The 23,529-nt window shown below is 72.8% G+C and carries 3 protein-coding genes; all 3 read right to left on the bottom strand.

All coding sequences use genetic code 11. The annotated features are described in order from the left end of the window. Positions 1-5: 5 nt before the first annotated feature. Genes ACZ60Q_RS10735 through asnB form a run of 3 tightly spaced genes read right to left on the bottom strand, consistent with a single transcriptional unit; the run spans position 6 to position 23,529 of the window. Complete coding sequence (locus tag ACZ60Q_RS10735) at positions 6-965, bottom strand: LysR family transcriptional regulator (protein WP_469631452.1); 960 nt, start codon at positions 963-965, stop codon at positions 6-8. Further along, positions 962-21,496 (bottom strand): SDR family NAD(P)-dependent oxidoreductase, encoded by a 20,535-nt coding sequence (locus ACZ60Q_RS10730; protein ID WP_469631449.1) that lies wholly within the window; start codon positions 21,494-21,496, stop codon positions 962-964. The genes ACZ60Q_RS10735 and ACZ60Q_RS10730 overlap by 4 nt, the downstream gene beginning before the upstream one ends. Next, entirely contained in the window at positions 21,493-23,529 is a 2,037-nt protein-coding gene (gene asnB, locus ACZ60Q_RS10725) for an asparagine synthase (glutamine-hydrolyzing) (protein WP_469631446.1), read from the bottom strand. The genes ACZ60Q_RS10730 and asnB overlap by 4 nt, the downstream gene beginning before the upstream one ends.

The raw sequence follows: 23,529 nt of genomic DNA, 5'->3' as shown, positions 1-23,529 counted from the left end.
GGCCGTCACGGGCGCCCTCGGCCCACGGTCGGGTGCACGGGTTCGGCGGGTCCGCTCCGGACCGCCGGCACCGTCGAGCCGAGCACGTCCAGGAAGGCCATGCCGCGGCCGCTCATCGCCAGGCCCGGCATCATGGCCACGCCGAGGGAGGCGGGAGGCAGGTCTCCGGCGATCTCGACCGTGCGGACCGTCCCGCCGTCGAGGGTCGTCGTCGCCTCGGTGCGCTGGTACATCAGGGCGAATCCGGAGCCGGCCGCCACAAGGCCCCGCATCGTCTCCACGCTCGCCGCCTCGATCACGCGCGGCAGCCGAACACCCGCGTCGGCGAAGAGCTTCTCGCCGTGGCGGATGACGTCGGGAGCGTTCAGGGTCACCAGCGGGCGGGCGGCCAGCTCGGCCAGCTCCACCGGTCCGCTCCTGCCCAGGGGGTCGTCCTCGGCCAGCACCGCGTGCACGGGCAGTTCGGCCAGTGCGTGGAACCGGGCGTCCCCCGCCAGGAAGTCGTAGGTGACCGCCAGTTCGCAGCGCCCTTCCCGCAGGAGTGCCGCCAGCCGGTCGGCCGGCTCCTCGTGGACGGTCAGCCGCAGGTCCGTGTAACGCTGCCGGGCCAGCCGGTGGACCCCGGGCAGCAGGAACGGCGCGAGTGACGAGAGAAAGCCGACGTCGAGCCGGCCGACGGCGTCCCCCGCCAGGGCGTCGCCCCGAGCTTTGAGATTCCTGGCCCGCCCCAGCAGGTCCCGGGCCTCCCGCAGCAGATGGCGGCCGCTCGGGGTGAGGGAGACCCCCCGTGCGTGATGACGCAGGAGGAGCTGTACGCCGAGTTGGCGTTCCAGCCTCATCACGGCCGACGAGACCGTCGACTGCGAGGCGCACAGCTTCTCCGCCGCCTCCGATATGTTGCCCACTTCGGCGGAGACGACGAAGTACCGCAGTTGCGCGAGGCTGAAGCCCAGGCCGTCGCTCATCGCTCGCCTCCGGCCCGGTCCCGCAGGGTGTCCAGCCATCGGTCGACCGTGAGCGCGGTCGCCCCGGCGTGCTCCTCCAGCAGGGAGAAGTGGTCCCCCGCCACCTCGGTCCGCCGGTGCTCCAGCGGCCAGCCGGACCGCGCGTCCTCGCCGAGCAGTTCCAGCAGGGGCCCTTCCTGCCCGGCTCCCGCCAGCAGGGTCGGGGTGGTCACCGGCAGCGGGCGCCAGCCGTCGAGCAGTTCCGCGTACCAGGCCATCGCCGTCACCTGTTCATCGGCGAGGGGCAGGCGCGGGAACCGGTCGAGCAGCCGCCGCGTGATCACGGTCATGCCCCGGACCATCGCCGCTCCGGTCGTCCGCGGGGTGTCGAGCAGCACCAGCCCGGCGGGTGGTGCGCCGGCCGCCTCCAGTCGGCGCACCACCTCGTGGGCCAGCCAGCCGCCGGAGGAGTAGCCCGCGAGCGCGAACTCACCGCCCCCGAGCCGTCGGAGCAGCGTGTCGGCCACCCGCTCCGCCGCCGCCGCCAGGTCCACGGGCAGCGGCTCCCCGGGACGGTAGCCGGGTACGGAGACCGCCCAGACCTGGCGGTGGCCCCGGAGCGCGCCCGCGAAGTTCACGTACTGGTGGGCCCCGGTGGGGGCGATCAGCGACGGCAGGCAGACCAGGTCGGGTTCCCGTCGGCCGTCCGACAGCCTCAGCAACTCCATTTCGTCGCCCACGGTTCCGGCCGCGAAGACCGGCCGGAGCCGGGCGGCCATCGACAGCAGGTCGCCGGCCTGCCGCGGGGTGCCGGTCTCCAGCACCGTACGGAACAGGGCGGCGACGGAGCCGGGGGATTCGGCCGCCGGCCGCGGCTCGGGCCGGGGGACGGGCCGGTCCCCCGCGGCCGGGTTCAGGCGCGCCACGAGGGCGTCCACGTCCGGGCCGCCGGTCGTGAGGAAGTGATCGGCGAGCTCCTCGACGGACTCGGCGTCGAAGAGCAGGGTGGACGAGACCTCTTGGAGGTCCTCCCGAAGGGCGTTCGTCAGCTGGAGCACGAGGATGGAGTCCATGCCGTAGTCGCTGAGCGGTGTGGAGAGGGCGATCCGGTCCGCCGGAATGCCGAGGGTTTCCGCGGCCCGGTCACGGAGGTACCCGGCCAGGGCCTCGGCCCGGCTCCCCGGTTCGGCGGTGGGCGGGGCGACCGCTTCCCCGGCGGCCGCGGTCTCCGCGGGGACCTGGACGAAGGCAGGGGAGGGGGCGGGATACCGCGGGGCGGCGACCGCCTCGGGCAGGGTCGCGGAGTCCACCGCCACCGGGGCCACCGGTTGCCGGGCCGCCGGTTGCCTGCGTCCGGGCTTCCGGGCCGCGGGCTTGTGGCCGGTCCGCCGGGCCACCGACTGCCGGGCGAGCCCGTCGCTCTCGGCGGCGATGATCTGCTGCCCGAGCTCCCGTGCTTCCGGCAGTACGGGGACGACCGCCGCGAACCCTTCGCTCTCCAGCACCTTCCGCCAGTTCTCGGGCGACAGCGCCGGCGAACCCGGTACACGCAGCGCGTCGTCCTCGAAGAGCCACCAGCCCTCCAGCAGGCCGAACGTGAGGTGGCTGGAGACATCGAAGTCCGCGAGTTCGTTGAGCAGGAGCCACCCTCCGTCGCGCAGGGCCGCCTTCGCGTTGCGGATCGTGTTCCGGGTGTCGCGGGTCGCGTGCAGCACGTTGGCGGCGACGACCAGGTCGTAGCTCCCGCTCTCCACCCCCTGCTGCCCGGCCAGCGGCTGCTCGGCGTCGAAGCGGGCGTAGGCGAGGTACGGCACGTCGGGTCCGTACGCGGTACGGGCGTGGTTCAGGAACGCCTTCGACAGATCGGTGTACGTGTAGGTCTCGATGTGTTCCTGGTAGGGGCGCAGCGCGGCGAACATGCCGACGCTCGTTCCGCCCGTGCCGGCGCCGATCTCCAGGACGCGGAGTCGTGCCGAGGGGTCCAGGCGCAGCCGCTCCTCGACGACGGAGACCGCTGCGTCGGCCATGGCACGGTTGTACAGGTCGGCGACCCGGTTGTCGCGGTAGGTGCCTTCGACGAGTTCGACGGAGCCGCGCGGGAACAGGATGTCGGTCGGCCTGGTCGCACCGGTGAGGATGCCGGGCAGCGCCCGGAGCGTGGCGTCGAGCAGGGCGAGTTCGGCCGCCTTGTCGGGGTCGGTGGACCACTGGGCCCGGCGCTCGTCCCACTCGCGGACGAGGGCGGCCGGCGACGGGGCCGTATCCGGCACGATGCGGAGCGCGTGGTCGAGCCAGGTCGCGTACCTGTCCAGGATCCCGGCGCGGCGGCGGAGCCGGTCGATGTCGCCGGGGGACGTGGGAGTGCCGGGGCCGCGCAGCCCGCCGAGCGTTTCCAGATGGCCGCGGACCATCCTCGCCAGGAGCGGATCGCGCTCGTCCACGCGCCACGCGGCGATCGCGCGCATCGCCTCCCATTCGGCGGGCAGGGACGCGGCCGACGCGACCCGGGCGGGCGCGACGCGGGTCCGTGCCCGGGGGTGGACGGTGGTCCGCGTCGTCGGGTCGAGCGCCTCGATGGCGTCGAGGTCCTTCACCTTGATGAAGCTCAACTGGCGCTGGGGGCCGCCGAGCAGCGTGTCGAGCGCGTCCATCGCCTCCGGCGCCTCGATCGAGAGAAGGCCCCAGCGCGCCATGTGCTCCTTGTGCCGCTCGGTCGAGGCACTGCCGACGCTCCCCCACCATCCCCAGTTCATCACCTTGACCGGGCACGGCCAGTGCCGGTCGAGAAAGTGGGCGTAGGCGTCGCCGAAGGTGCAGCCCGCCGCGTAGTTGCTCTGGCCGGCTGCCGTCGTGAACGACTGGACGGAGGAGAAGAACAGGGCGAAGTCCAGCGCCTCGTCCGCGAAGACCTCGGCCATGGCCACCCCGACGTCGACCTTCGCGGCGAGGCCCGCCCGCAGGGTCGCCTCGTCCATCCGCGCCAGGCTCTGGTCCCGCAGGTCGAGCGCCGCCTGGACGACGCCGTGGATGCGCGGGTGACGGCGCTTGATCTCCTTGTGGGCGAGGCGCAGTGACGCGGGGTCGGCGGCGTCGGCCGACAGGTAGCTCACCCGGCCGCCCGCCTCGGCCAGCCGCGCGTCGATCGACGCGTCCCGCGGTCGCCGTCCGATCCAGATCACGTGGGCGTCGTGGTTCCGCACGACATGCCGGGTCCACTGGGTGCCGAGTCCGCCCGCGCCGCCGATCACGACGTAGACGCCGCCCTGCCGGTACGGGGCGTGCTCTGCGTCGCCGGGCTCGTTCGGCGCCCAGCGGCGCGCCAGCCACTGGCCCGCGCGGTGCGCCAGGGGGTCGTCGCCGGTACGGCCGGGGAGCGCCAGGAGGTCGTCGGGCAGCTCGGCGGTGTCGAGGTCGGCCCGGCGGACGGACCAGTTCGCGTACTCCTGTGCGAGCGACCCGAAGAAGCCGTGCAGCCCGGCGTGGGCGGGTGCGGTCGGCTCGTCGTCGTACGTGCCGAGGGCACGTCGTGTGACCAGGGTGATGTGGAGCGGGCGCGCGTCGTGTCCGGTGCGGACGAGGGCCTTGGCCGTACGGAAGGCCGCGACGACACCGTCTTCCTGGGCCGCGGTGAAGCCGGCGGTGTCGGTCGGCAGGAGCGCCGGCCCGTCATCCGGCCCGGGGCCGGGCGCGATCCAGATGAGGTGGCCGACCGGAGCCGCGGACCGGAGCCGGTCGGCGATCTCGTCGGTCGACGCGCCGGGGGCGAGGTCCCACAGGGTGGCACCCGGGTGCCGGCCGACGAGTGCGGCCCGCTGTTCGGCCGTGCCTCCCACCACGAGCACGTGGTCCGTGGGGTCCGGGGCGTGCTCGCCCGGGGTGTACGTGGCCACGGGTTCCCATACGGGTGCGAACAGGGAGGGGACGGGGTCCTTGAGGCGGCGTGAGGTGTAGCCGGTCATCCGTACGCAGACCCGGCCGTGGACGTCGGTGATGTCCACGTCGAGCCGGCTCAGCGCGGTCGCGGGCCCGGCCCCGTCCGCGACGCGGACGACGGCCCGCGCCGAGGCCGGGCACGGGGCGAGGAGTTCGAACCGGTCGAGCGCGAACGGCACCGCGGTCTCCGGGTCGGCCGGTCCGTCGGTGAGGTGCAGCGCGATGGACGCCTGGATGGCGGAGTCCAGCAAGGCCGGGGGAAGAACGGCTCCGCCGTCGGCGGGGTCCGCCCCGGCCGGGAGTTCCAGCTCGGCGAGGACGGTCCCGGTGCCGGTGTCGACGTACGCCTCACGGATGGCCCGGAGCGACGGCCCATGGACGATCCCCATCGACGCGAGCGCCTCCCGGACGCGTTCGGCGGACACGGTCCTCGTGCAGGCCGCGCGAAGCGAGGTGAGGTCGACGCGGTCGGGACGGGACGTGCCGGTGCGGGACACGCGCCCGGTGGAGAGGACGACGGGGCCGGTGCCCCGGTCCGCCCGCGCGGTGATCTCGAAGGTGAGCTGGTCGTCGTCGCCGGGCTTCACCAGGACCTCGACGCCCAGGGCCCCCGCGCCGTCGGCGGTGGCCGGCCGTACCCAGGTGATGTCGCGCATCAGCAGGGGGGCCGTCACGTCCGCGCCCCAGTGGCGGACGGCGATCTCCCGTGCCAGTTCGAGGTGGACGACGCCGGGAAGGACCCGCCGGCCGCGCACCGTGTGGTCGCGCAGGACGGGTTCGGCGCCCGTGAACACCGTGGAGGCGCGCAGCGCGCCGGGAGTGCCCGGTACCTCCGGCGTCCGGCGGATCAGCGAGGGGTCCGCCGCAGGGCGTTCTGCGGAGGTGGCGGGGACGGGCCGGGTCGCGGCGGGCGGCGGACCGGCCCAGTGGCTCTCCCGGGCGAACGGGTAGGTGGGCAGGGGGACCCGCCGGTGGGCTCCGACCGGGAAGAGCGCACCGTAGTCGAGTGCGGTGCCCCGGACGAAGCACTCGGCGAGGACGGTGAGGTCCGCGCGGTAGGTCTCGGCGTCAGCGCGGCGGTTCTGGGCGTCAGCGCGGTATGTGTCGACCACCGCCCGGACGTCTCCGGCTTCAGCACCGTGATTCTCCGCGTCCGTTCCGGTGGCGGTGAACCGCGCGCAGCGCTCCAGGGATGCTTCGCCCCGGCTCGTGTCCGCGCCCGGCCGGCCCTTGCCCTCGGGCGCCGCCCGGCCGGTGAACGCCTGCGTTCCGTCGAGCCCTTCCTCAAGGATCCGCAGCAGCTCGGCGCGATCCTCCGCCACACAGGCGAACCGGTGGGGGAACCTGTCCCTTCCGACCGTGAGCGTGTACGCGAGGTCGCCGAGGTCCGGGGCGTCCTCGTAGCGCATGCGTTCGGCCAACCGGGCCACCTGCTGGCCCAGTTGCTCCCGCGAGTGCGCCGAGAGGACGACCAGCCGCACGGGCCCGGGCGTACGGGGACGGGTCCGCGCGGTGTCCGGCGCCTCCTCGATCACGAGGTGGGCGTTGGTGCCGCTCGCGCCGAAGGAGCTGACGGCGCCCCGGCGTGGCCCGCCGTCGGACGGAGGCTCCCACCGGTGGTTGCGCGTGCTCAGATAGAAGGGGCTGGTGTCGAGGTCGATGGCGCCGTTGGGCTTCTCGAAGTGCAGGGAGGCCGGGATCTGTTGGTGCCTCATCGCGAGGAGGATCTTGAACACCCCCGCGATACCCGCGGCGAACTGGGTGTGCCCGAGGTTCGACTTGACGGAGCCCAGCGCGCATGAGCCGGTCCTCTCCGTGTCGGCCCGGAACACCCGGCTGAGCGCCGAGAACTCGATGGGGTCGCCGAGCGGGGTACCCGTTCCGTGCGCCTCCAGGAGCTGGATGGCCCCGGCGTCGATGCCACAGGACGCGTGGACGTCGCGGAGCAGGGTCTCCTGCGACACGGAGCTGGGCGCGGTGATGCCGTTGGTCGCGCCGTCGTGGTTGCTGCCCGTGGCGCGGATGACGCCGTGGATGTGGTCCCCGTCGGCGATCGCGTCGCCCAGCCGCTTGAGCACGAGGACGCCGACGCCCTCACCGGGGACGAAGCCGTCGGCGCGGTGGTCGAAGGTGTGGCAGCGGCCCGTCGGCGAGAGCATCCCGGCCCGCCCGGCCAGCTCGTAGAGCCGGGGGGTCGTCTGGACGAAGACGCCGCCCGCCAGTGCCATGTCCGTCTCGCCCGACCGGAGCCCCCGGCAGGCCAGGTCGATCGCGATGAGCGAGCTGGAACACGCCGTGTCGACCGCCAGCGCGGGACCCTTCAGGTCGAGGACGTAGGAGACGCGGGCGGGGATCAGGGACGCCATGTTCCCCCAGAAGGCCTGGGCCGGACCGTTCTCCCCGACCAGCTCGTGGTAGTCGCCGTTCCAGCAGCCCACGTACACACCACAGCGGGACCCGCTCAGCTGTCGTCCGGCGTGGCCCCCGTCCTCCAGGGCCTTCCACGCCTCTTCCAGGAGCAGTCGCTGCTGGGGGTCCATGACGGCGGCCTCGACGCCCGAGATGCCGAAGAAGAGCGGGTCGAACCGGTCGATGCCGTCGAGGAATCCCCCCTGCGTGCAGCGTGCCGTTCCGTCGGGCCCGGTGGCCGGGAGGTCCCAGCGGGTCGCTTCGGTGATGAGGTCGTCACCGTTCGCCAGATGGGTCCACAGCTCGTCGAGGGTGTCGGAACCGGCGAACCGCCCGCTCATCCCGACCACGGCGATCGGCTCGGGGCCGGTCGTCGGCCCGACGGGAACGGAGCCGCCACCGGTCGCCGGGCGGGCGGAGGTGATGCCGGTCCGCGTCCGGGCCGCGACGGGGGCCGGGGCCTCGGGGACCGGAGGGACGGGTACCGGGGGGACGGAGGTGGAGGCCGCCACGGGACCGTGCTCCGCGATCAGATGCGCGGCGAGGCGGTCGGCGGAGCTGTGGTCGAAGACGACATCGGTCGAGAGGTCGGTTCCCAGTTCCTCGTTGAGCACATGGACGAGACGGACGGCGAGGATGGAGTCGAGTCCGTAGTCGGCGAACGCGAGCCCGCCCTCGATCTCGTCCGGCGACATGACCAGGACGTCCGCGATCTTCGCGCGCACCAGCCGCGCGACCCGTTCGCCGGGTGACGTGCCGGCCGGATCACCGGGTGACGTCCCGGGTGCGGTGCGCGGCGCGACGGCGGCCGGGGCGACGGACGGTGCGCCGGCGGACGGTGCGCCGGCGGACGCACCCGTACGGACACCGGTGCCGATCGCCTTCCCGGCCGGCTCCAGGTCACCGATCCAGAATCGGTCCCTCGCGAACGGGTAGGTCGGCAGGGAGATCCGGTGGGGCGGCGGTACCGCCCCGGGCAGTGCCCGCCAGTCCAGGTCCATCCCGCCGGCCCAGAGCGCGGCCAGCTTGTCGTGCTTGCCCTCGCGGCCCCACCGTTCGGCCAGGAGTTCCCGAAGGTCGTCGTCGGCCCAGATCTCGGCGGCCGTACCCCGCTCCTGCCCGGCGCTGCCCCGGTGCAGACCCGGCACCGCCGTCCCGTCGCCGGTCTCCACGAACGCACGCAGCACCCGCCGGAGTTCGGCAAGCGTGAGCACCATGACCGCCAAGCGCTCCTTCATCGCCTCGCGTCCGGACCGCAGGGTGAACGCGAGGTCCGCCAGGCGGACCGTCCGCCCGCGCGCCTCCTCCTGTTCGAGGAACGCCACCAGGCGCGCGGCGGAGTGCCTCAGCTGCTCCGGGGTCCGTGCCGACAGGACGACGAGCTGCTCGCCGTCGTCGGCGGCTCGCTCGGCGGGGCGGGCATCCGCCACGTACTCCTCGATGATCACGTGCGCGTTCGAGCCGCCGGCCCCGAAGGACGAGACCGCCGTGACGCGTGGCCGTGCGGACTCCCACGGTTCGAGGGTCCGCTGGAGACGGAACGGCGTCTCCTCGAACCTGATGCCGGGGTTCGGATCCTCCGCGTGCAGGCTCGGGACGAGGGTGCGGTGCCGGAGCTGGAGGACGGCCTTGGTGACACCGGCGATGCCCGCGGCGGCCTCCAGGTGCCCGATCACCGACTTCACGGAGCCGATCGCGCAGAACTGCCGGTCCCCGGTGAACTCCCCGAAGGCCAGCGAGAGCCCCTTCACCTCGATCGGATCGCCCAGTTCCGTACCGGTGCCGTGCGCCTCGACGTAACCGACCTCGCGCGCCGAGACCCCGGCCCGGGTCAGCGCCTCGCCGATCAGTTCCGCCTGGGCGGCCGGGCTGGGCACCGTGTAGCCGTTGGACCGGCCGCCGTGGTTGATGCTCGTCCCCCGGATGACCGCGAGCACCCGGTCCCCGTCCGCGAGAGCGCGCGCCAGCGGTTTCAGCAGCACCGCGCCGACCCCCTCCCCGGGGACGAAGCCGTCGGCGCCGCTGCCGAAGCTCCGTACCCGGGACTGCGCGGACAGCATGCCGGAACGGCAGAGTTCAACGTAGTCGGACGGGTGCAGATACAGGTTCACGCCACCGGCGACGGCCAGCTCGCAGGAGCCTTGCCGCAGGTGCTCGCAGGCCTCGTGGATCGCCGTGAGCGAGGACGAGCACATCGTGTCGATCGTCAGGCTGGGGCCCCGGAGGTCCAGGACATAGGAAGTACGGGCGCTGAGCGAGGCGAACGAGAGGGCGGGCGCGATCCGCTCGCCCGACGGCAACATGGCCTCGCCGTGCCGTGCGTGGCCGGACTTGGTCACTCCGGCGAAGACGCCGACACGCCGCCGGTGGCGACGGGCCAGCTCCTCGCGGGTGTAGCCCGCGTCCTCGATCACTTCCCAGGAGGCCTGGAGGAACAGACGCTCCTGCGGGTCCATGGCATACGCGTCGCGCGGCGCGATCCGGAAGAAGTGCGGGTCGAACGCGTCGAAGTCCTCCAGGAATCCACCCCACTTGCTGTAGCTGCGTCCGGTGGCGACAGCGGTGGCACGGTCCGGTTCGTAGAAGCCGTCCAGCGGCCACCGGTCCCGGGGGATCTCGGTGATGCGGTCGCGTCCGGCCATGAGGTTCTGCCAGAACTCGTCGGTGTTCCGCGCGCCCGGATAGCGTCCACTCATCCCGATGATCGCGATGGCGTCGTCCTGGTCGGGCGCGCCGGGCGGTCCGGCCGCGGGCTGAGAGGCTTCGGGGATCTCTGGAGCCCCGGAGGTCTCCTGGCCGGTCCGGATCCGCCGGCCCGTGAGGTGCTCGGCGACGGCGCGCAGGGTGGGGGATTCGTAGAAGAGCGTCGTCGAGGTCTCCCCGAACACGTTGTGCAGCTCCCTGTTGAGCTGGACGACCATGACCGAGTCGAGGGCCAGCTCGTCGAGCGGCCGATCGGGGTCGATGGCGTGCGGGGGCAGCTTGGTGACCCGGGCGAAGAGCCCGAGGACCGACCGGAGCGTCTCCCGGTCCGGGGCCACACCGTCGGCTGGGTCCGGTACGGACGCCGACGTGGGCGCGGTCCCGGGCGCGGACGCCGACGCGGGCGGGGAGGCCGATGCGAGGGTCGGCGCGGAGGCCGATGCGAGAGTCGACGCCGGGACAGGTGCGGCCTTCTCCGTCTCGCCGTGGTGCACCCAGATCTGGTCCTCGCCGGCCTCGCCGAGGCGCCAGGCCTTCAGGAGGGCGTCGAGCCCCGCGTCCGACTCCATGGGGACGAGGCCGCGGTGACGCCGGAGGTACGCGCGGGTCGCGTCGTCGACCGTCATCCCGCCGTCCTTCCAGAGCGGCCACGCGATCGAGACCGTGCGGCCCGATCGTCCGCCCGCCACGACACGTGCGTTGCGGCGGGCGGCGAACGCGCCGAGGTAGGCGTTGGCCGTGGCGTAGTCGGACTGGCCCGGGTTGCCCGTGACGGCCGCGCCGGACGAGAAGAGGAGGAAGGATTCGAGCGGCAGGTCCGCCGTGGCCCGGTCCAGGTGGACCGCGCCGTCGGCCTTCGGGGCGAGGACCCGTTCCCATTCCTCCGGTGTCTTGTCCTTGACGTACGCGTCGTGGATCACGCCCGCGGCGTGGATGACTCCGTGGATCGCGCCGGTCCGCTCCCGCACCTCCGCGACGAGATGGCGCACCTCCTCCCAGCGGGAGACGTCCGCGACGGCGTACCGGGCCTCCGCTCCGGCCGCCCGCAGTTCGGCGAGGAGCCGGTCGGTTCGGGGACCTGGAGCGGACCGGCCGACGAGGACGAGCCCCGGGTGGTCGGTGTCCCGTGCGATCCGGCGGGCGACGACGGCCCCGATGCCGCCGGCGCCGCCGGTGATCAGATACGTGCCTCCCGAACGCCACGGCGTGCCCGTGCCGGTGGCCGTGCGGGGTGTCCAGGTCCGGACGTGGCGTTCGGCGTCCCGGTGGAGAACGAGACCGTCTTCGGCGTGGCGGGCGTTCTCCAGGACCGCGCCCGCGATCCGGTCCCGGTCGCTCGCGCCGTCGAGGACGAGGACCTGACCGGTGACGTGCGGGCTCTCCAGCGCGGTCGTGCGCAGGAGCGCGGAGAGGGCCGGACCGGTCTCCTCGTCCTCGGTGGCCGATGTCACCACCTGTACCAGCGTGGCCCCGTCGTGCGCCTCCCCGGCGAGCGTCCGGACGAGCTCGAAGACCTGCCGTGAGAGGTCGGTGAAACGGCTCTCCGGGCGTTGCTTGGCCGTCGTGACGGCGTGGCAGCGCACCCCCGGCAGCAGCCGCTCGACGCCGTCCCGCAGGGACGCGGGTGTTCCGCACAGGATGACCGTGTGACGCCGGTACGGGGACCCGGCCGCGGAGCCCGGGGCCCCGGTGGCGGGCCTCGGCGTCCACCGGGGCACGAACAGCGTCGTCCCGGAGGCGGGAGCCTGAGCGGGCGCGGGAGCCTGAGCGGGCGCGGGAGCCTGAGCGGGCGCGGGAGCCACCGCGCTCCGGGGAATCCAGTACCGGTCGCGTGCGAACGGATAGGCCGGGAGGTGCGCACGCCTCGGCGGTCCGGCACCGTCCGGCCCGTACAACTGCCGCCACTCGGCCTCACCCCCACCGCACCAGCGGGCGATCACCTCGGAGAGGCCGTCCGGCTCCTGGTCAGCGGCCGGATCCGGCCCGTCCCCCGAGCCGCCGATGAACTCCCGCAGCCGGGTGCTGAGTTCACCGCGGGAGGCGACGACCCAGCCAACGCGTTCGGCCATGGCCTCCCGTCCGCTCTGGAGTGTCCACGCGATCGAACGGAGGGAATCGGTGTGCCGGGCGTCCTCGAGGTGTGCGAGCAGATCGCGCGCCCGCTCCCGCAGCTCCCGCTCCGTGCGCGCCGAGAGGGGCACGGCGACCCGGCCCTCGGGGGCGTCCAGGTCCCGTGCCGAAGTCGCCTCCTGGTCCTTGCCCGGGTACTCCTCCATGACGATGTGGCAGTTCGCACCGCCGAAGCCGAAGCTGCTGACACCCGCCCGCCGGGGAACGGGCGCACCGTCCCGGTCGCTTACCCGCTCCCAGGGCTCGCTCGCGCGCACGATGCGGAACGGGCTGCCGTCGAGCTGTATGTACGGGTTGATCTCGTCGCAGTTCCGGGACGGCGGCAAGGTGCCGTGCCTCATCGCGAGGACGGTCTTGAGCAGCCCCGCGATGCCGGCGGCGGCTTCCAGATGGCCGATGTTGGCCTTCACGGAGCCGAGTGCGCAGGTTCCTCCGCCCTCGCTCCCCAGCCGCCGGAAGGCGCTCCGGAGCGCCTGCACCTCGACGGGGTCGCCCAGGGCCGTGCCGGTGCCGTGGGCCTCCAGATAACCGATGGTGCGGGGGTCGACGCCGTCCATCGCCCGCACCACGAGGTCCGCCTGGGCGGCCCCGTTCGGCGCGGTGAGGGAGTTCGCCCGCCCGCCGTGGTTCTCGGCGCTCCCCACGATGACGGCGAGTATCGCGTCTCCGTCGCGCTCGGCGTCGGCGAGCGGCTTCAGCACGACCGCGCCGACGCCCTCGCCCCGTACGTAGCCGTTCGCGTCGCTCGCGAAGGTCTTGCACCGTCCGTCCGGGCTCAGCATGCCGGCCTGTGCGGCGCTGACGAATGTGTCGACGCTGAGGAGGAGGTTCACCCCGCCCGCGATCGCGGTGTCGCACGCCCCGGACCGGAGGGCTTCGACGGCCCGGTGGACGGCGACGAGAGAGCTGGAGCAGGCCGTGTCGACCGGCTCGCTCGGGCCGTGGATGTCTAGGACGTAGGAGATGCGGTTGGCGAGCATGGAGTGGGCGTTGCCCGTGGAGGTGAAGGCATCCGGCGGGGTGCCGTGGGCGGCGAGGAGCGTGGCGTAGTCGGTGCCCGAGACGCCGAAGAACAGCCCGGTGCTCTCCGGCAGGTCCGAGGGGGCGTACCCGCTGTTCTCCACCGCGTTCCAGACGGTCTGGAGCGCCAGCCGGTGCTGCGGGTCCATCAGTTCGGCCTCGCGCGGCAGGATACGGAAGAAGGCGGCGTCGAAGGCGTCCACCCCGTCGAGGACGCCCGCGTGGCGAGGGAAGTCGGACGCCTCCACGATCCGTGTGTACTCCGCGTCGTACCGGTCGACGGGGAAGGCCGTCACGTGGTCGGTACCGGCGGCCAGATTGGTCCAGTACGCGTCCAGGTCGGGGGCGCCGGGGAAGCGGCCCGCGGCTCCGATGACGGCGATCGGGGCGGCGGGGTTCGTGGCCGCCGGGCGTGGGGCGGCGGGCCGCGGCGCGCTGTCGGGGACCCCGGCCTTCTCCCGGCCGCCCCGGTGCCCGGCGTCCGGGACGGGCCGCGGCGGGGTCTCGGGGGGCCGGGCGGTGCTCCCGGCGCGGGCGGTAGTTCCGGTGGACCGCTCGTACGCCGTGCGCAGGGTGGTGGGGTGCTCGGCCACGAGGTGTTCCCCCAGCGAAGCGAAGGTGTTGCGGTCGAAGAAGACCGCGGGGGTCAGTTCGATGCCGAGCCGCTCGCTCGCCTGCTGCGCCAGGGCGATCAGCGAGATCGAGTCGAAGCCGAAGGCGTCGAAGCCGGTCCGGGCGTCGAGTTCGTCGGGGTCGAACTTGAGGATGCCGGACGCCAGGCCGCGCAGTTCGTCGACCGCGAAGGCCACAAGCCCCTCGGCCGCCCCGGGCTCCCCCGGTGTCCTGTCGTTCACTTCTCCGCCTCCGCCTCCGCCTCCGCCTCCGTCCCCGCCGCCGGTGCCTGTTCCGGTCGCGCCCGCTGTCCGTGCGTTCACCTCCGGGCCCTCCCGGGGTCCTTCGTCGTCGCCGCACCACAGGTCGGCGAGAACACCGACCACTTCGCCGTTCCCGTCCAGCAACCCGACCGAGCCCCCGATCCCCTCTCCGTGCGCGCTCACGTCGAAGACGACGTACGCCACGGAGGCCCGGCCGCCGGTCCCGCCCCCGAAGAGCCGGATCTCGTCGATCCGGTGCGGTGCGCTCCGCGCCCAGCGGGGGTCGCCCGTCCGCTTCGCCTCGAACCGCAGGCCCTGCGCGACCGCGGCGAGTACCTGCGGAGCGAGCGTGACCTGGGGCCTCACATGGTCGTGCTGGAGCTCGGGCGCACCGAGCCGCAGCGCGAGCCGTCCGTCCCGCAGACGGAACACTCCCTCGACACCGGCGAGTTCGTGGGCGTATCGGACTCCGCCCTCGGCCAGTTCGGCGAGGAATCCGGCCGGGGAGAGCGGTTCGGCCAGGTCCGGTGCGAGCGCCCCCGGAAGCAGGCCGACGAACGGTTTGGCGTGGGGATGTCCGGACGGCCGCGTCGCGCCGCCCTCGTCCGCCCACAGGTCGAACGCCGCCACGGCGGTCCGCCGCCCCGACCCGTCCTCCGTGTGCACGGCTCCCGCCGCCGTCCTGCCCCCGGAGGCGTCCAGGACCGTCACCAGCCGCGCAGCGGCCGTCCAGTCGACCGGGCCGAGGAGGCGAAGACCGCGCACGAGCGACCCGTCGGAGAAACCGGAGACCTTCGCGACCGCGATCGCCAGCTCGACGGCGAAGGTGGGGACGATGCCGCGTGTTGTGTCCTGCCGCTCGCCCAGAGTGCGGCCGTAGTCCAGGAGATCGTCCAGGCGCACGTCGAGGACGTACCGCAGTCCGGTGACGTCCGACGCGTTCCGGCCGAGGAGCGGGTGGAGCTTCTCGCGCAGGGCGAGCGGCGCGGTCACGGACGGCGCGCCGTCCTCCCGGGCGACCCAGCACCGTACACGCTCGAAGGGGTACGCGGGGAGGGAGACCCGGCGGGGCGTGGGCGCGTCCGGTGCGTCGGCCAGCTGCCAGTCGACGCTCTTCCCGTCCACCCAGGTGGTCGCGAGGTCACGCAGCTCCGCGGTGCGGGCACCGGCGCCCGCGAGCGCGGCGCCGAGCTCCCGGTCTCCGGCCAGACGACGGTCGACGGCGGCCAGCGCCTCGTCCCCGGTCCGCGCGAGGAACGCCCACCGGTGCGGGAGTTCGTTCTTGCCGACGCGGAGGGTGTGGGCGACCGACGCGAGGTCCGGCGCCCTCTCCCCGGCGAGGAAGGAGCGGAACCGGGCAAGGTACGCCAGCAGCGCGGCGTCGTTCATCGCGGAGAAGACGAAGAGTTCCTCGCGCCCGCCGGGTGCGCCGTCGCGCGCCCCGCCGTCCCGCGGCGGGTACTCCTCCAGGATCATGTGGGAGTTCATCCCGCCCGCGCCGATCGAGGTGATCCCGGCCCGGCGCGGATGGGTGACCTCACGCCCGTCGACGGTGGTCACCGCCGGCTTCCAGGCGGTGAGCTCCTGCTGCACCCGGAAGGGCGTGCGGGAGAAGTCGATGTCCGGGTTGATCACCGAGCTGTGCAGCGAGGGAACCAACTGTCCCCGTTGGAACTGGAGGATGACCTTGGCGAGGCCGATCATTCCGGCGGCGTGCAGCAAGTGGCCCATGTTGGACTTCACCGAACCGATCGCGCAGAACCCGGTCTCCCCGGTGTATTTCTGATAGGCGGTGGTCAGCGCCTTGACCTCGATCGGGTCACCCAGGGACGTCCCTGATCCATGCGCCTCCACGTAACTGATGGTCCGCGGGTCGACCCCCGCGTCGTCGATCGCCTTCTCGATCGCGCGCGCCTGCATCCGGGGGCTGGGGACGGTGAACCCGTTGCGCACCCCGGCGTTGGCGAGGGCTGTCCCCTTGATGACGGCGTACACGTGGTCGCCGTCGCGCTCGGCCTCGACGAGCGGCTTGAGGACCAGGGCTCCGACGCCCTCCCCGAGGATCGTCCCGTCCGCCCCGAGGCCGAAGCTCCGGATCACGTCCGAGGTCGCCGTCGTGAAGTGCTCCTGCGACGAGCTGATGAGGTTGTACGGGTGCAGGAGCAGGTTCACCCCGCCCGCGACCGCCATCGGGCACTCGCGCGCCCGGAGCATCTGCACGGCTTGGTGGACACAGGTGGAGGATCCCGAGCACATGGTGTCCACGAAGAGCGAGGGCCCGGTGAAGCCGTAGAAGTACGACAGCATGTTGGGCAGCGTCCCCGTGTAGCTGCCGCTCGCCGGGGATCCCCGCGTGAGGCCGTTCTCGAAGCCGTAGAGGCCGTAGTGGTTGCTCATGGAACCGGCGAGCACACCGACCTCCCCGTCGTACTTCCGACGGATCGTCTCGCGCGAGTAGCCCGCGTCCTCCAGCGCCTCGACCCCTGCTCGCAGGAACAGCCGGACCTCGGGCGACATGCTCTCGGCCTCGCGCTGGGAGATGCGGAAGTAGCGGGGGTCGAACCTGTCGATGTCCTGGAGGAACGTTCCGGTACGGATGGAACTCTTGCCGAGGACGCTGCGGTCGCGACTGTAGATCGCGTCGTGGTCCCAGCGTTCGCGCGGTACCTCGCGGAACTCGTGGCGGCCCTCTTCGAGTACCGACCAGAGTTCGTCCAGGGTGTCGGCGCCGGGATAGCTTCCGGAGACGCCGATGATCGCGATGTCGTGGTAGTCGTCGCGGGCGCCCGGGGCCTCCCGCGGGCCCTGGGCGGGCGCGGGGGCCGCCTCCGCGGCCGGAGGGGCGACCGTGGCCCGGGCAGTGACCGTTGCCGTGCGTCCGACCGGGGCCGGGGCGTCCGCCGCTTGTTCGGCGGCGGTCCGGTGCGGGGCTTCGGCGTGGATCTCGGCTTCGGCGACGGCTTCGGCGTGGACTTCGGCTTCGGCGACGGCTTCGGTTCGCAGCGCCCCGGCGTGTTCCGCGACGAAGTACCCGGCGACGCCCGCGATGTCGGTGTACTCGAAGAAGATCGTCTTGGGGAGCGGGCCGAAGACCTCTTCGAGCGCCGCGGTCGTGTCGAGGATGGCGAGCGAGTCGATGCCGTACTCGATGAGGTCGACCGTCTCCTCCAGAGTCCCGGGATCACGGTGGAGCGCCTCGCCCACGACCCGGCGCAGCAGCGCCGTCGCACGTTCCGTCAGCTCTTCGTCGGTGACGGCGGGATGCGTGCCGGCGGGAGCGGAGTCGGCGCGGGCGGGGTCCACGGAGGCGGTGACCGGCGTGTCCGGGGTCGTCGGGGCTGCCGTGAGCGTCGCGGTGTCGCCGTGCGCCACCACGATGTGCGGAGGCGCGTCGCCCAGGACGCGGCCCAGGAGCCTCAGGCCGTCCTCGGTGGGGAGGGGTTCCCAGCCCCGGTCCCGTCGCATCGCCCTCAGGGTGACGGCGTCCACGGACATCCCGCCGTCGGCCCACAGCGGCCAGCTCACGGCGCGGGTCGTGCCGGTCCGCTCGCCGATGTCGACGAGCGCCTGGCGGTGGTGGGCGAAGGCGTCCAGGAAGGCGTTGGCCGCCGCGTAGTCCGACTGGCCCGCGTTGCCGAACACCCCCGCCACCGAGGAGAAGGCGACGAAGAAGTCGAGTGTGAGGTCGCGCGAGGCGGCGTCGAGGTGCAGGACCCCGTCGACCTTCGGCGCCAGCACCGTCCGCAGGTCGGAGGCGTCCTTGGTGTAGACGTACGCGTCGCGGAGGACGCCCGCCGCGTGCACGATGCCGTCGATGGTTCCGTGGTCCTCGGTGATGGCGCGGACCGCTCGGTCCACGTCGCTGCGCGACCCCACGTCGACGGGGACGTGGTGGGCGTCGACTCCCGCGTCACGCAGTTCCCGCAGGGCCGCCCCGCTCCCGGCGCCGTGCTCCGACCGGCCGCTCAGGACGACGGTGACCCCGGCACACCGACCGAAGTAGCGGGCGACGTGCCGTCCGAGCCCGCCGAGACCGCCCGTGATCCAGTAGACCCCGCCCTCCTTCAGCGGCGGGATCTCGGCCCCGTCGCCCAGATGGAGTTCCCCGGGCCGTGACGCGTGGCGTGTGCCGTCCGCCGCGTGCCGGATGTCGCAGTCGGCCGAGCGGTCCGCCGCCTCCGCCCGCAGGATCCCGGCGATCCGCTCCGGCGGCGCGGTGTCGAGGTCCGCCACGCGCACGACGCGACCCGAGACGTGCGGGTTCTCCAGGACGACGGTCCGCAACAGGCCGGTGAGAGGCGCGTGGTAGTGCCGGGGCAGCCGGTCGTCCACGAGTACGACGAACCGATGCGGCCCCTTGGGCTTCGACCGCACGACGTCCGTGACATCCCGGAAGACCAGGTCCAGTACGTCCCCGACGCCGTCCGCGACCCGGCCGGTCTCGACGTCGGGGAGCCGTGCGACGGTGAATCCGGTGAGGTCGGCCACGGCGGCGGTGTGCCGGGCGGTACGTCCGCCGAGATACCCCCGTACGACGGGGGCGGGCCCGGTCCCGTCATCGGGTACGCCGAGGGGAGCCGGCACCCACGAGACGGTGGCGGTCACGGTGTTGCCGCTCGTCTGCGGGCCGGGTCCGGGGGCCGCCCCGGCAGGTTCCGTCCGCTGGACCAGTCCACGCAGACTGACGCTCATGGTGCCCTTCCCGTCACAGAGGTCGATGTCGAACATGTCGAGCGCGCCACGGCCTTCCCGTCGTCGCACCCATGCCCAGGTCTCGGGGGCACAGGGGCCGTGGACCGTGAGTTCCTCGAACGCGAACGGGAGCACCGGGACGGACCGGCCGCCGCCCTTCGTCGGTGAGGTATCCGCCAGGAGGACGACGGAGGCCTGGAAGGCCGCGTCCAGCACGCTCGGCGGGAGGACGTATCCGGCGCCCCCGGGCCCGCCCGCGTCGGGTTCGACGATGCGCGCGACCAGCTCCCTTTCCCCCAGCCACAGTTCCCTCAGCCCGCGCATGGCCGGCCCGTACTCCAGCCCCCGGTCGCGGAACTCCGCGTACACCCGCGCGTGCCCACGCTCGCGGGGGCAGGCCGCCAGCAGGGCTGCGAGGTCCAGCCGGCCCGGCTCCTGTGCCTCGACGGTCTCGGCCAGCCCCGAGCTGTGCACGGTGCCGGGGGCCGTTCCGGTGGAGATCTCGAAGGCGAGCGCGCCACCGTCCCTCGGGGTGAGCCCCACCCCGACCTCGGCCGGCGCGTCCCGCACGGCCAGCGGGCGCGACCACCCCATGGTGCGGAGCCGGACGACCGGTGGCGCCCCGGCCTCCGGCCCCGCCGCACGGGCCACCGCCGCACGGACCATCTCCACCTGCGCCGCCGCCGGCAGTACGGGCGTGCCGCGCACCAGGTGAGCGGCGAGGAACGGCTCCTCCCCGGTGAAGGTCGAGGCGAAGCGCCGCCCATCGGAGCCGGGGACAGCTGTGTGGAGGAGGGGGTGCGGCAGCGCGGGATGAGACACGGCTCCTGGCCGCACCTCCGCAGTCCGAGCCTTCTCCGTACCCTTCGTCCTCGTCCGTGCCGGCTCCGTGGGCACCGCCTCGGTCCGCTCCGGCGGTGTCCGCGTACCCGTGGTCTTCGCGGGCGGCCCGTCCGCCGCCTCCCCCGCCTCGTCGCCCTTCGGCGGCACCCTGAACCAGTGGCGCTCGCGAGCGAACGGATACCCGGGGAGACGCACACGGCGCGCACGTGCGGTGGGGCCGCCGGCCCCGAGCCGCTCCGCCCAGTCCACCGTCCCGCCGCCCGCCCAGAGCGTCCCCGTCGTCCTCAGCCCGGCGGTGTCCGCGTCGTCGGCACACACCGTCGCACCCAGGTGGACCTCGTCCTCGGCCGGCTCACCGTCCGCGAACCGGGCCAGCAGGACGACGAGTTCGGCACGGTCGGCGACGATGAAGACGACCCGCGCCCGCATCGGGTCGCGGCCGATCCGGAGGGTGTGCGCGATATCGGCGAGCGCCTGTGCGGGCTGCTCCCGCAGATGGGAGAGCAGCGTGCGCGCGACCACGCGCAGCCGTTCCGGTGTCTTCGCCGAGAGGGGCACGAGGTGCGGGCCCGGCGGGTCCGTCCCGCGCGTCTCGTCGGCGAGGTGCTCCTCCAGCACGATGTGCGCGTTCGTGCCGCCGAACCCGAAGGAGCTCACCCCGGCCCGGCGTGGCGGGACAGCGCCGCCCGGCCCGGCGGGCGGCGCCTCCCAGGGCCGGGTCTCGCCGACGACGTGGAACGGACTGTCGTCGAAGCTGATGAACCGGTTCTGCTTGCGGAAGTTGACGGTGGCGGGCAGCGCCCGGTGAGCCAGGGAGGCAATCACCTTGGCGATCCCGGCGACCCCGGCGGCCCCTTCCAGATGTCCGATGTTGGTCTTGACCGACCCGATCCCGCAGCTCGACGGCCGGGCGACGGTGCCCTGCGCCGCATGCAGGTTCCGGAAGGCGGTCTTGAGGGCCATGACCTCGATCGGGTCGCCGACGGGCGTCCCCGGACCGTGCGCCTCGATGTAGCTGACGGTCTCCGGGCGGATTCCGGTCCGGGTATAGAGCCCTTCGATCAGGTTCGCCTGCGCGGTCGGACTGGTGACGGTCAGGGAGGTGGTACGCCCGCCGTGGTTCGTGGCGACCCCCTTGATGACCGCGTGGACGGGATCACCGTCCGCGACGGCCCGTGCGAGGGGTTTCAGCAGGAGCACCGCTCCGCCCTCGCCGCGTACGTAGCCGTCGGCGCTCTGGTCGAAGGCGCTCGCACGGCCGGTCCGCGACAGCATGCCCGCCTGGCTGAAGGCGACGAAGTGCTTCGGCGACCAGATCAGGTTGACCCCGCCTGCCAGGGCGAGGCCGCACTCGCCGTGGTCCAGCGCGCGGACCGCTTCGTACACCGCCACCAGCGAACTCGAGCACGCGGTGTCGTTGGTGATGCTCGGGCCCTGGAGGTCGAACTGGTACGAGATGCGGTTCGCGATGACCGAGTAGGCAGTACCGGTGGGGAAGTAGGCGTCCGTCCGCACCCCTTCGCGTTCCATCATCTCCGCGTAGTCCGCGTGGCAGACTCCCATGAAGACGCCTGTTGCCGTGCCGGCCAGGTCGCCCGCCGCGTATCCCGCGTTCTCCACGGCCCGCCAGGCGAGTTCGAGCGCCATCCGCTGCTGCGGGTCCATGTTCTCGGCCTCGCGCGGCGATATGGCGAAGAAGTCGGCGTCGAAGCGGTCCGCGTGCTCGACGAAGCCGCCCCAGACGCTGTTGGTCTTCTGCGCCCCGCGCCGGGGATCTCCGAAGTACTGCTCCTTGGACCAGCGTTCGGGCGGCACCTCCGTGATGAGCGACCGGCCGGCCAGAAGGTGTTCGCCGAGTTCCTCCAGCGTCTCGGCGCCGGGGAAGCGCAGGGCTATTCCGATGATCGCGACATCGTCCGCCGCGGGCGCCGGTACGACCGTGCTCATCGGGGGCCTCCTGCCCCGGGGAGGGCGTGCCCGGCCGGCCGGGCACCCCGGGAGCTGCGGAGATCGACGATCGTTCCCACCTTCAGCTCCGCTTCCGGGTAGCCGTCCTTCCCCCGGTACCGGCCGTCCACGAACTGCTGGTGGAGGACGGCGGTCGACAGCAGATAGACGAAGGCCTGGTCCTCCTTCGTGCTGATCCCCTCGCTGGGTGTGGCCATGATCTTCGCAACGAGCTTCCTCGCGAACACGGGGTCGATGCCGTCGATCTTCCTCAACTCCGTGTCGGAGAGGACCAGGTCCAGGTAGTCGGGCCGCTGCTCCTTGAAGACGGCGGCACCGGGTGCGCGGTACGGCTGCTTGCGCCGGGCGAGGCTCGACTCCGGCAGCTCGCCCCGGAAGGCCTCCTTGAGGAGGACCTTCTCCTCGGAGCCGTCGTCGAACCGCAGATTGACCGAGGCCGCCGCGCGGACCACCGCGGGATCGAGGAAGGGGCAGCGGTTCTCGACGCCGTGCGCGAGGCTCATGCGCTCCCCCTGGGTGGAGAGGAGGTAGCCGGGCAGCAGGGTCTTGAACTCGAGCCATTGGGCCTTCTGCACAGGACTCAGTGCGGCGTATCCGGGAGTCGAGGCCGTCAGGGCCAGGAGGTCCGCGAACGGATCGCTCCGTTCCTTCAGCAGTCGTGCGGCGAAGCGGCCGTTCTGGTAACGGAGTTCGTGCGAGAAGAGACCGGGGAGCCGTTCGACGGCGAACTGCTCGAACAGGCCCTTCAGCCGGGCCCGGTTCGCGGGGCCGAAGTGGCTCAGTTCCGGGTGGAGGCCGCCGATCCGGGCCGTCCGTTCCTCGTCCGAGAGGTCGTGCCACGCGGCGCGCAGCAAGGTCTCGCGGAAGAGCGAGTAGCCGAGGAACGCCTCGTCGGCGCCCTCGCCGCTGAGGATCACCTTGATGCCGGCGTCGCGCACATGACGGGAGAGCAGGTACATGGGCACGAACGCGGTGCGGAACGCCGGGACTTCGGCGTGGTACACGGCGGACGGGAAGTTCGCGGCGATGTCGGCGCCGCGCACGGCGATGGACGAGTGGAGCGTCCCGAGGTGCGAGGCGACGACATGCTGGCTGCCCGATTCGTCGAAGGCCGCCTCGTCGAACTCCACCGAGAAGGTGCGGACCTCGTGCGAGGAGAGTTCGGTCGCCAGTGCGGTGACGATGGACGAGTCGAGACCGCCGCTCAGGTAGACGCCGACCTCGACATCGCTCCGCAGTCGCATCCCGACGCTTTCGCGGAGGGTGTCGCGGACCAATGCGACCGCATCCCGGGCGGAACCGGTGAACGGTTCGACATCGATTTCGAGTTCGGCGTACGTGGTCAGGTCCATGCGTCCGCCGCGCACGGTCAGGCAGCTTCCCATGGGCAGTTGGCGGATGTGCCGGAAGGGGGTCCGGTCGGGCAGCGGGGTCCACACCGCGAAAGCGGAGGCGAGTTCACCGGGGTCCAGTTCGAAGCGGAATCCCGGAAATGCCTGGAACGCCTTCATCTCCGAGGCGAAGAGGAAATCCCCGCCCCGGCCCGTGCCGCTCTCCCCACCGCTGTAGAAGAGCGGGCGCTTGCCGTATCTGTCCCGGGCCAGAAAGAGGTCTCCGGACACCGCGTCCCGGATAGCGAACGCGAACGCGCCGTTGAAACGGGGCAGACAGGCGGCTCCCCATTGGGCCCATGCCTGCAGCACTACTTCGGTGTCCGAGCGTGTACGGAACCGCCGGCCGAGCCCTCGCAGCTCCTGACGGAGTTCGATGTGGTTGTACAACTCGCCGTTGAAGCAGATCCAGTAGCGGTCCGACGGGTCCGCCATGGGCTGGGCACCCGTGGAGAGGTCGATGACGGACAGTCTGACCGTACCCATGGCCACGCCGTCGTCCAGGTAGTAGCCCGCCTCGTCCGGACCGCGGTGGCGGATGAGCGACAGCATCGAGGCCATGACCTCGGGAGTGGTCCCGACGTCGAGCGAGGACGAGACGAAGCCTGCGATTCCGCACAT

The organism is Streptomyces sp. NPDC104313, from assembly GCF_055583985.1.
The sequence above is the reverse complement of the archived record's forward strand: the minus strand, read 5'-3'. Positions and strand labels throughout refer to the sequence as shown.

What these genes read in the sequence shown, in the direction of transcription:
- ACZ60Q_RS10735 (WP_469631452.1), bottom strand. Translation starts at nt 965, where the DNA reads ATGAGCGACGGCCTGGGCTTCAGCCTCGCGCAACTGCGGTACTTCGTC.
- ACZ60Q_RS10730 (WP_469631449.1), bottom strand. Translation starts at nt 21,496, where the DNA reads ATGAGCACGGTCGTACCGGCGCCCGCGGCGGACGATGTCGCGATCATC.
- asnB (WP_469631446.1), bottom strand. Translation starts at nt 23,529, where the DNA reads ATGTGCGGAATCGCAGGCTTCGTCTCGTCCTCGCTCGACGTCGGGACC.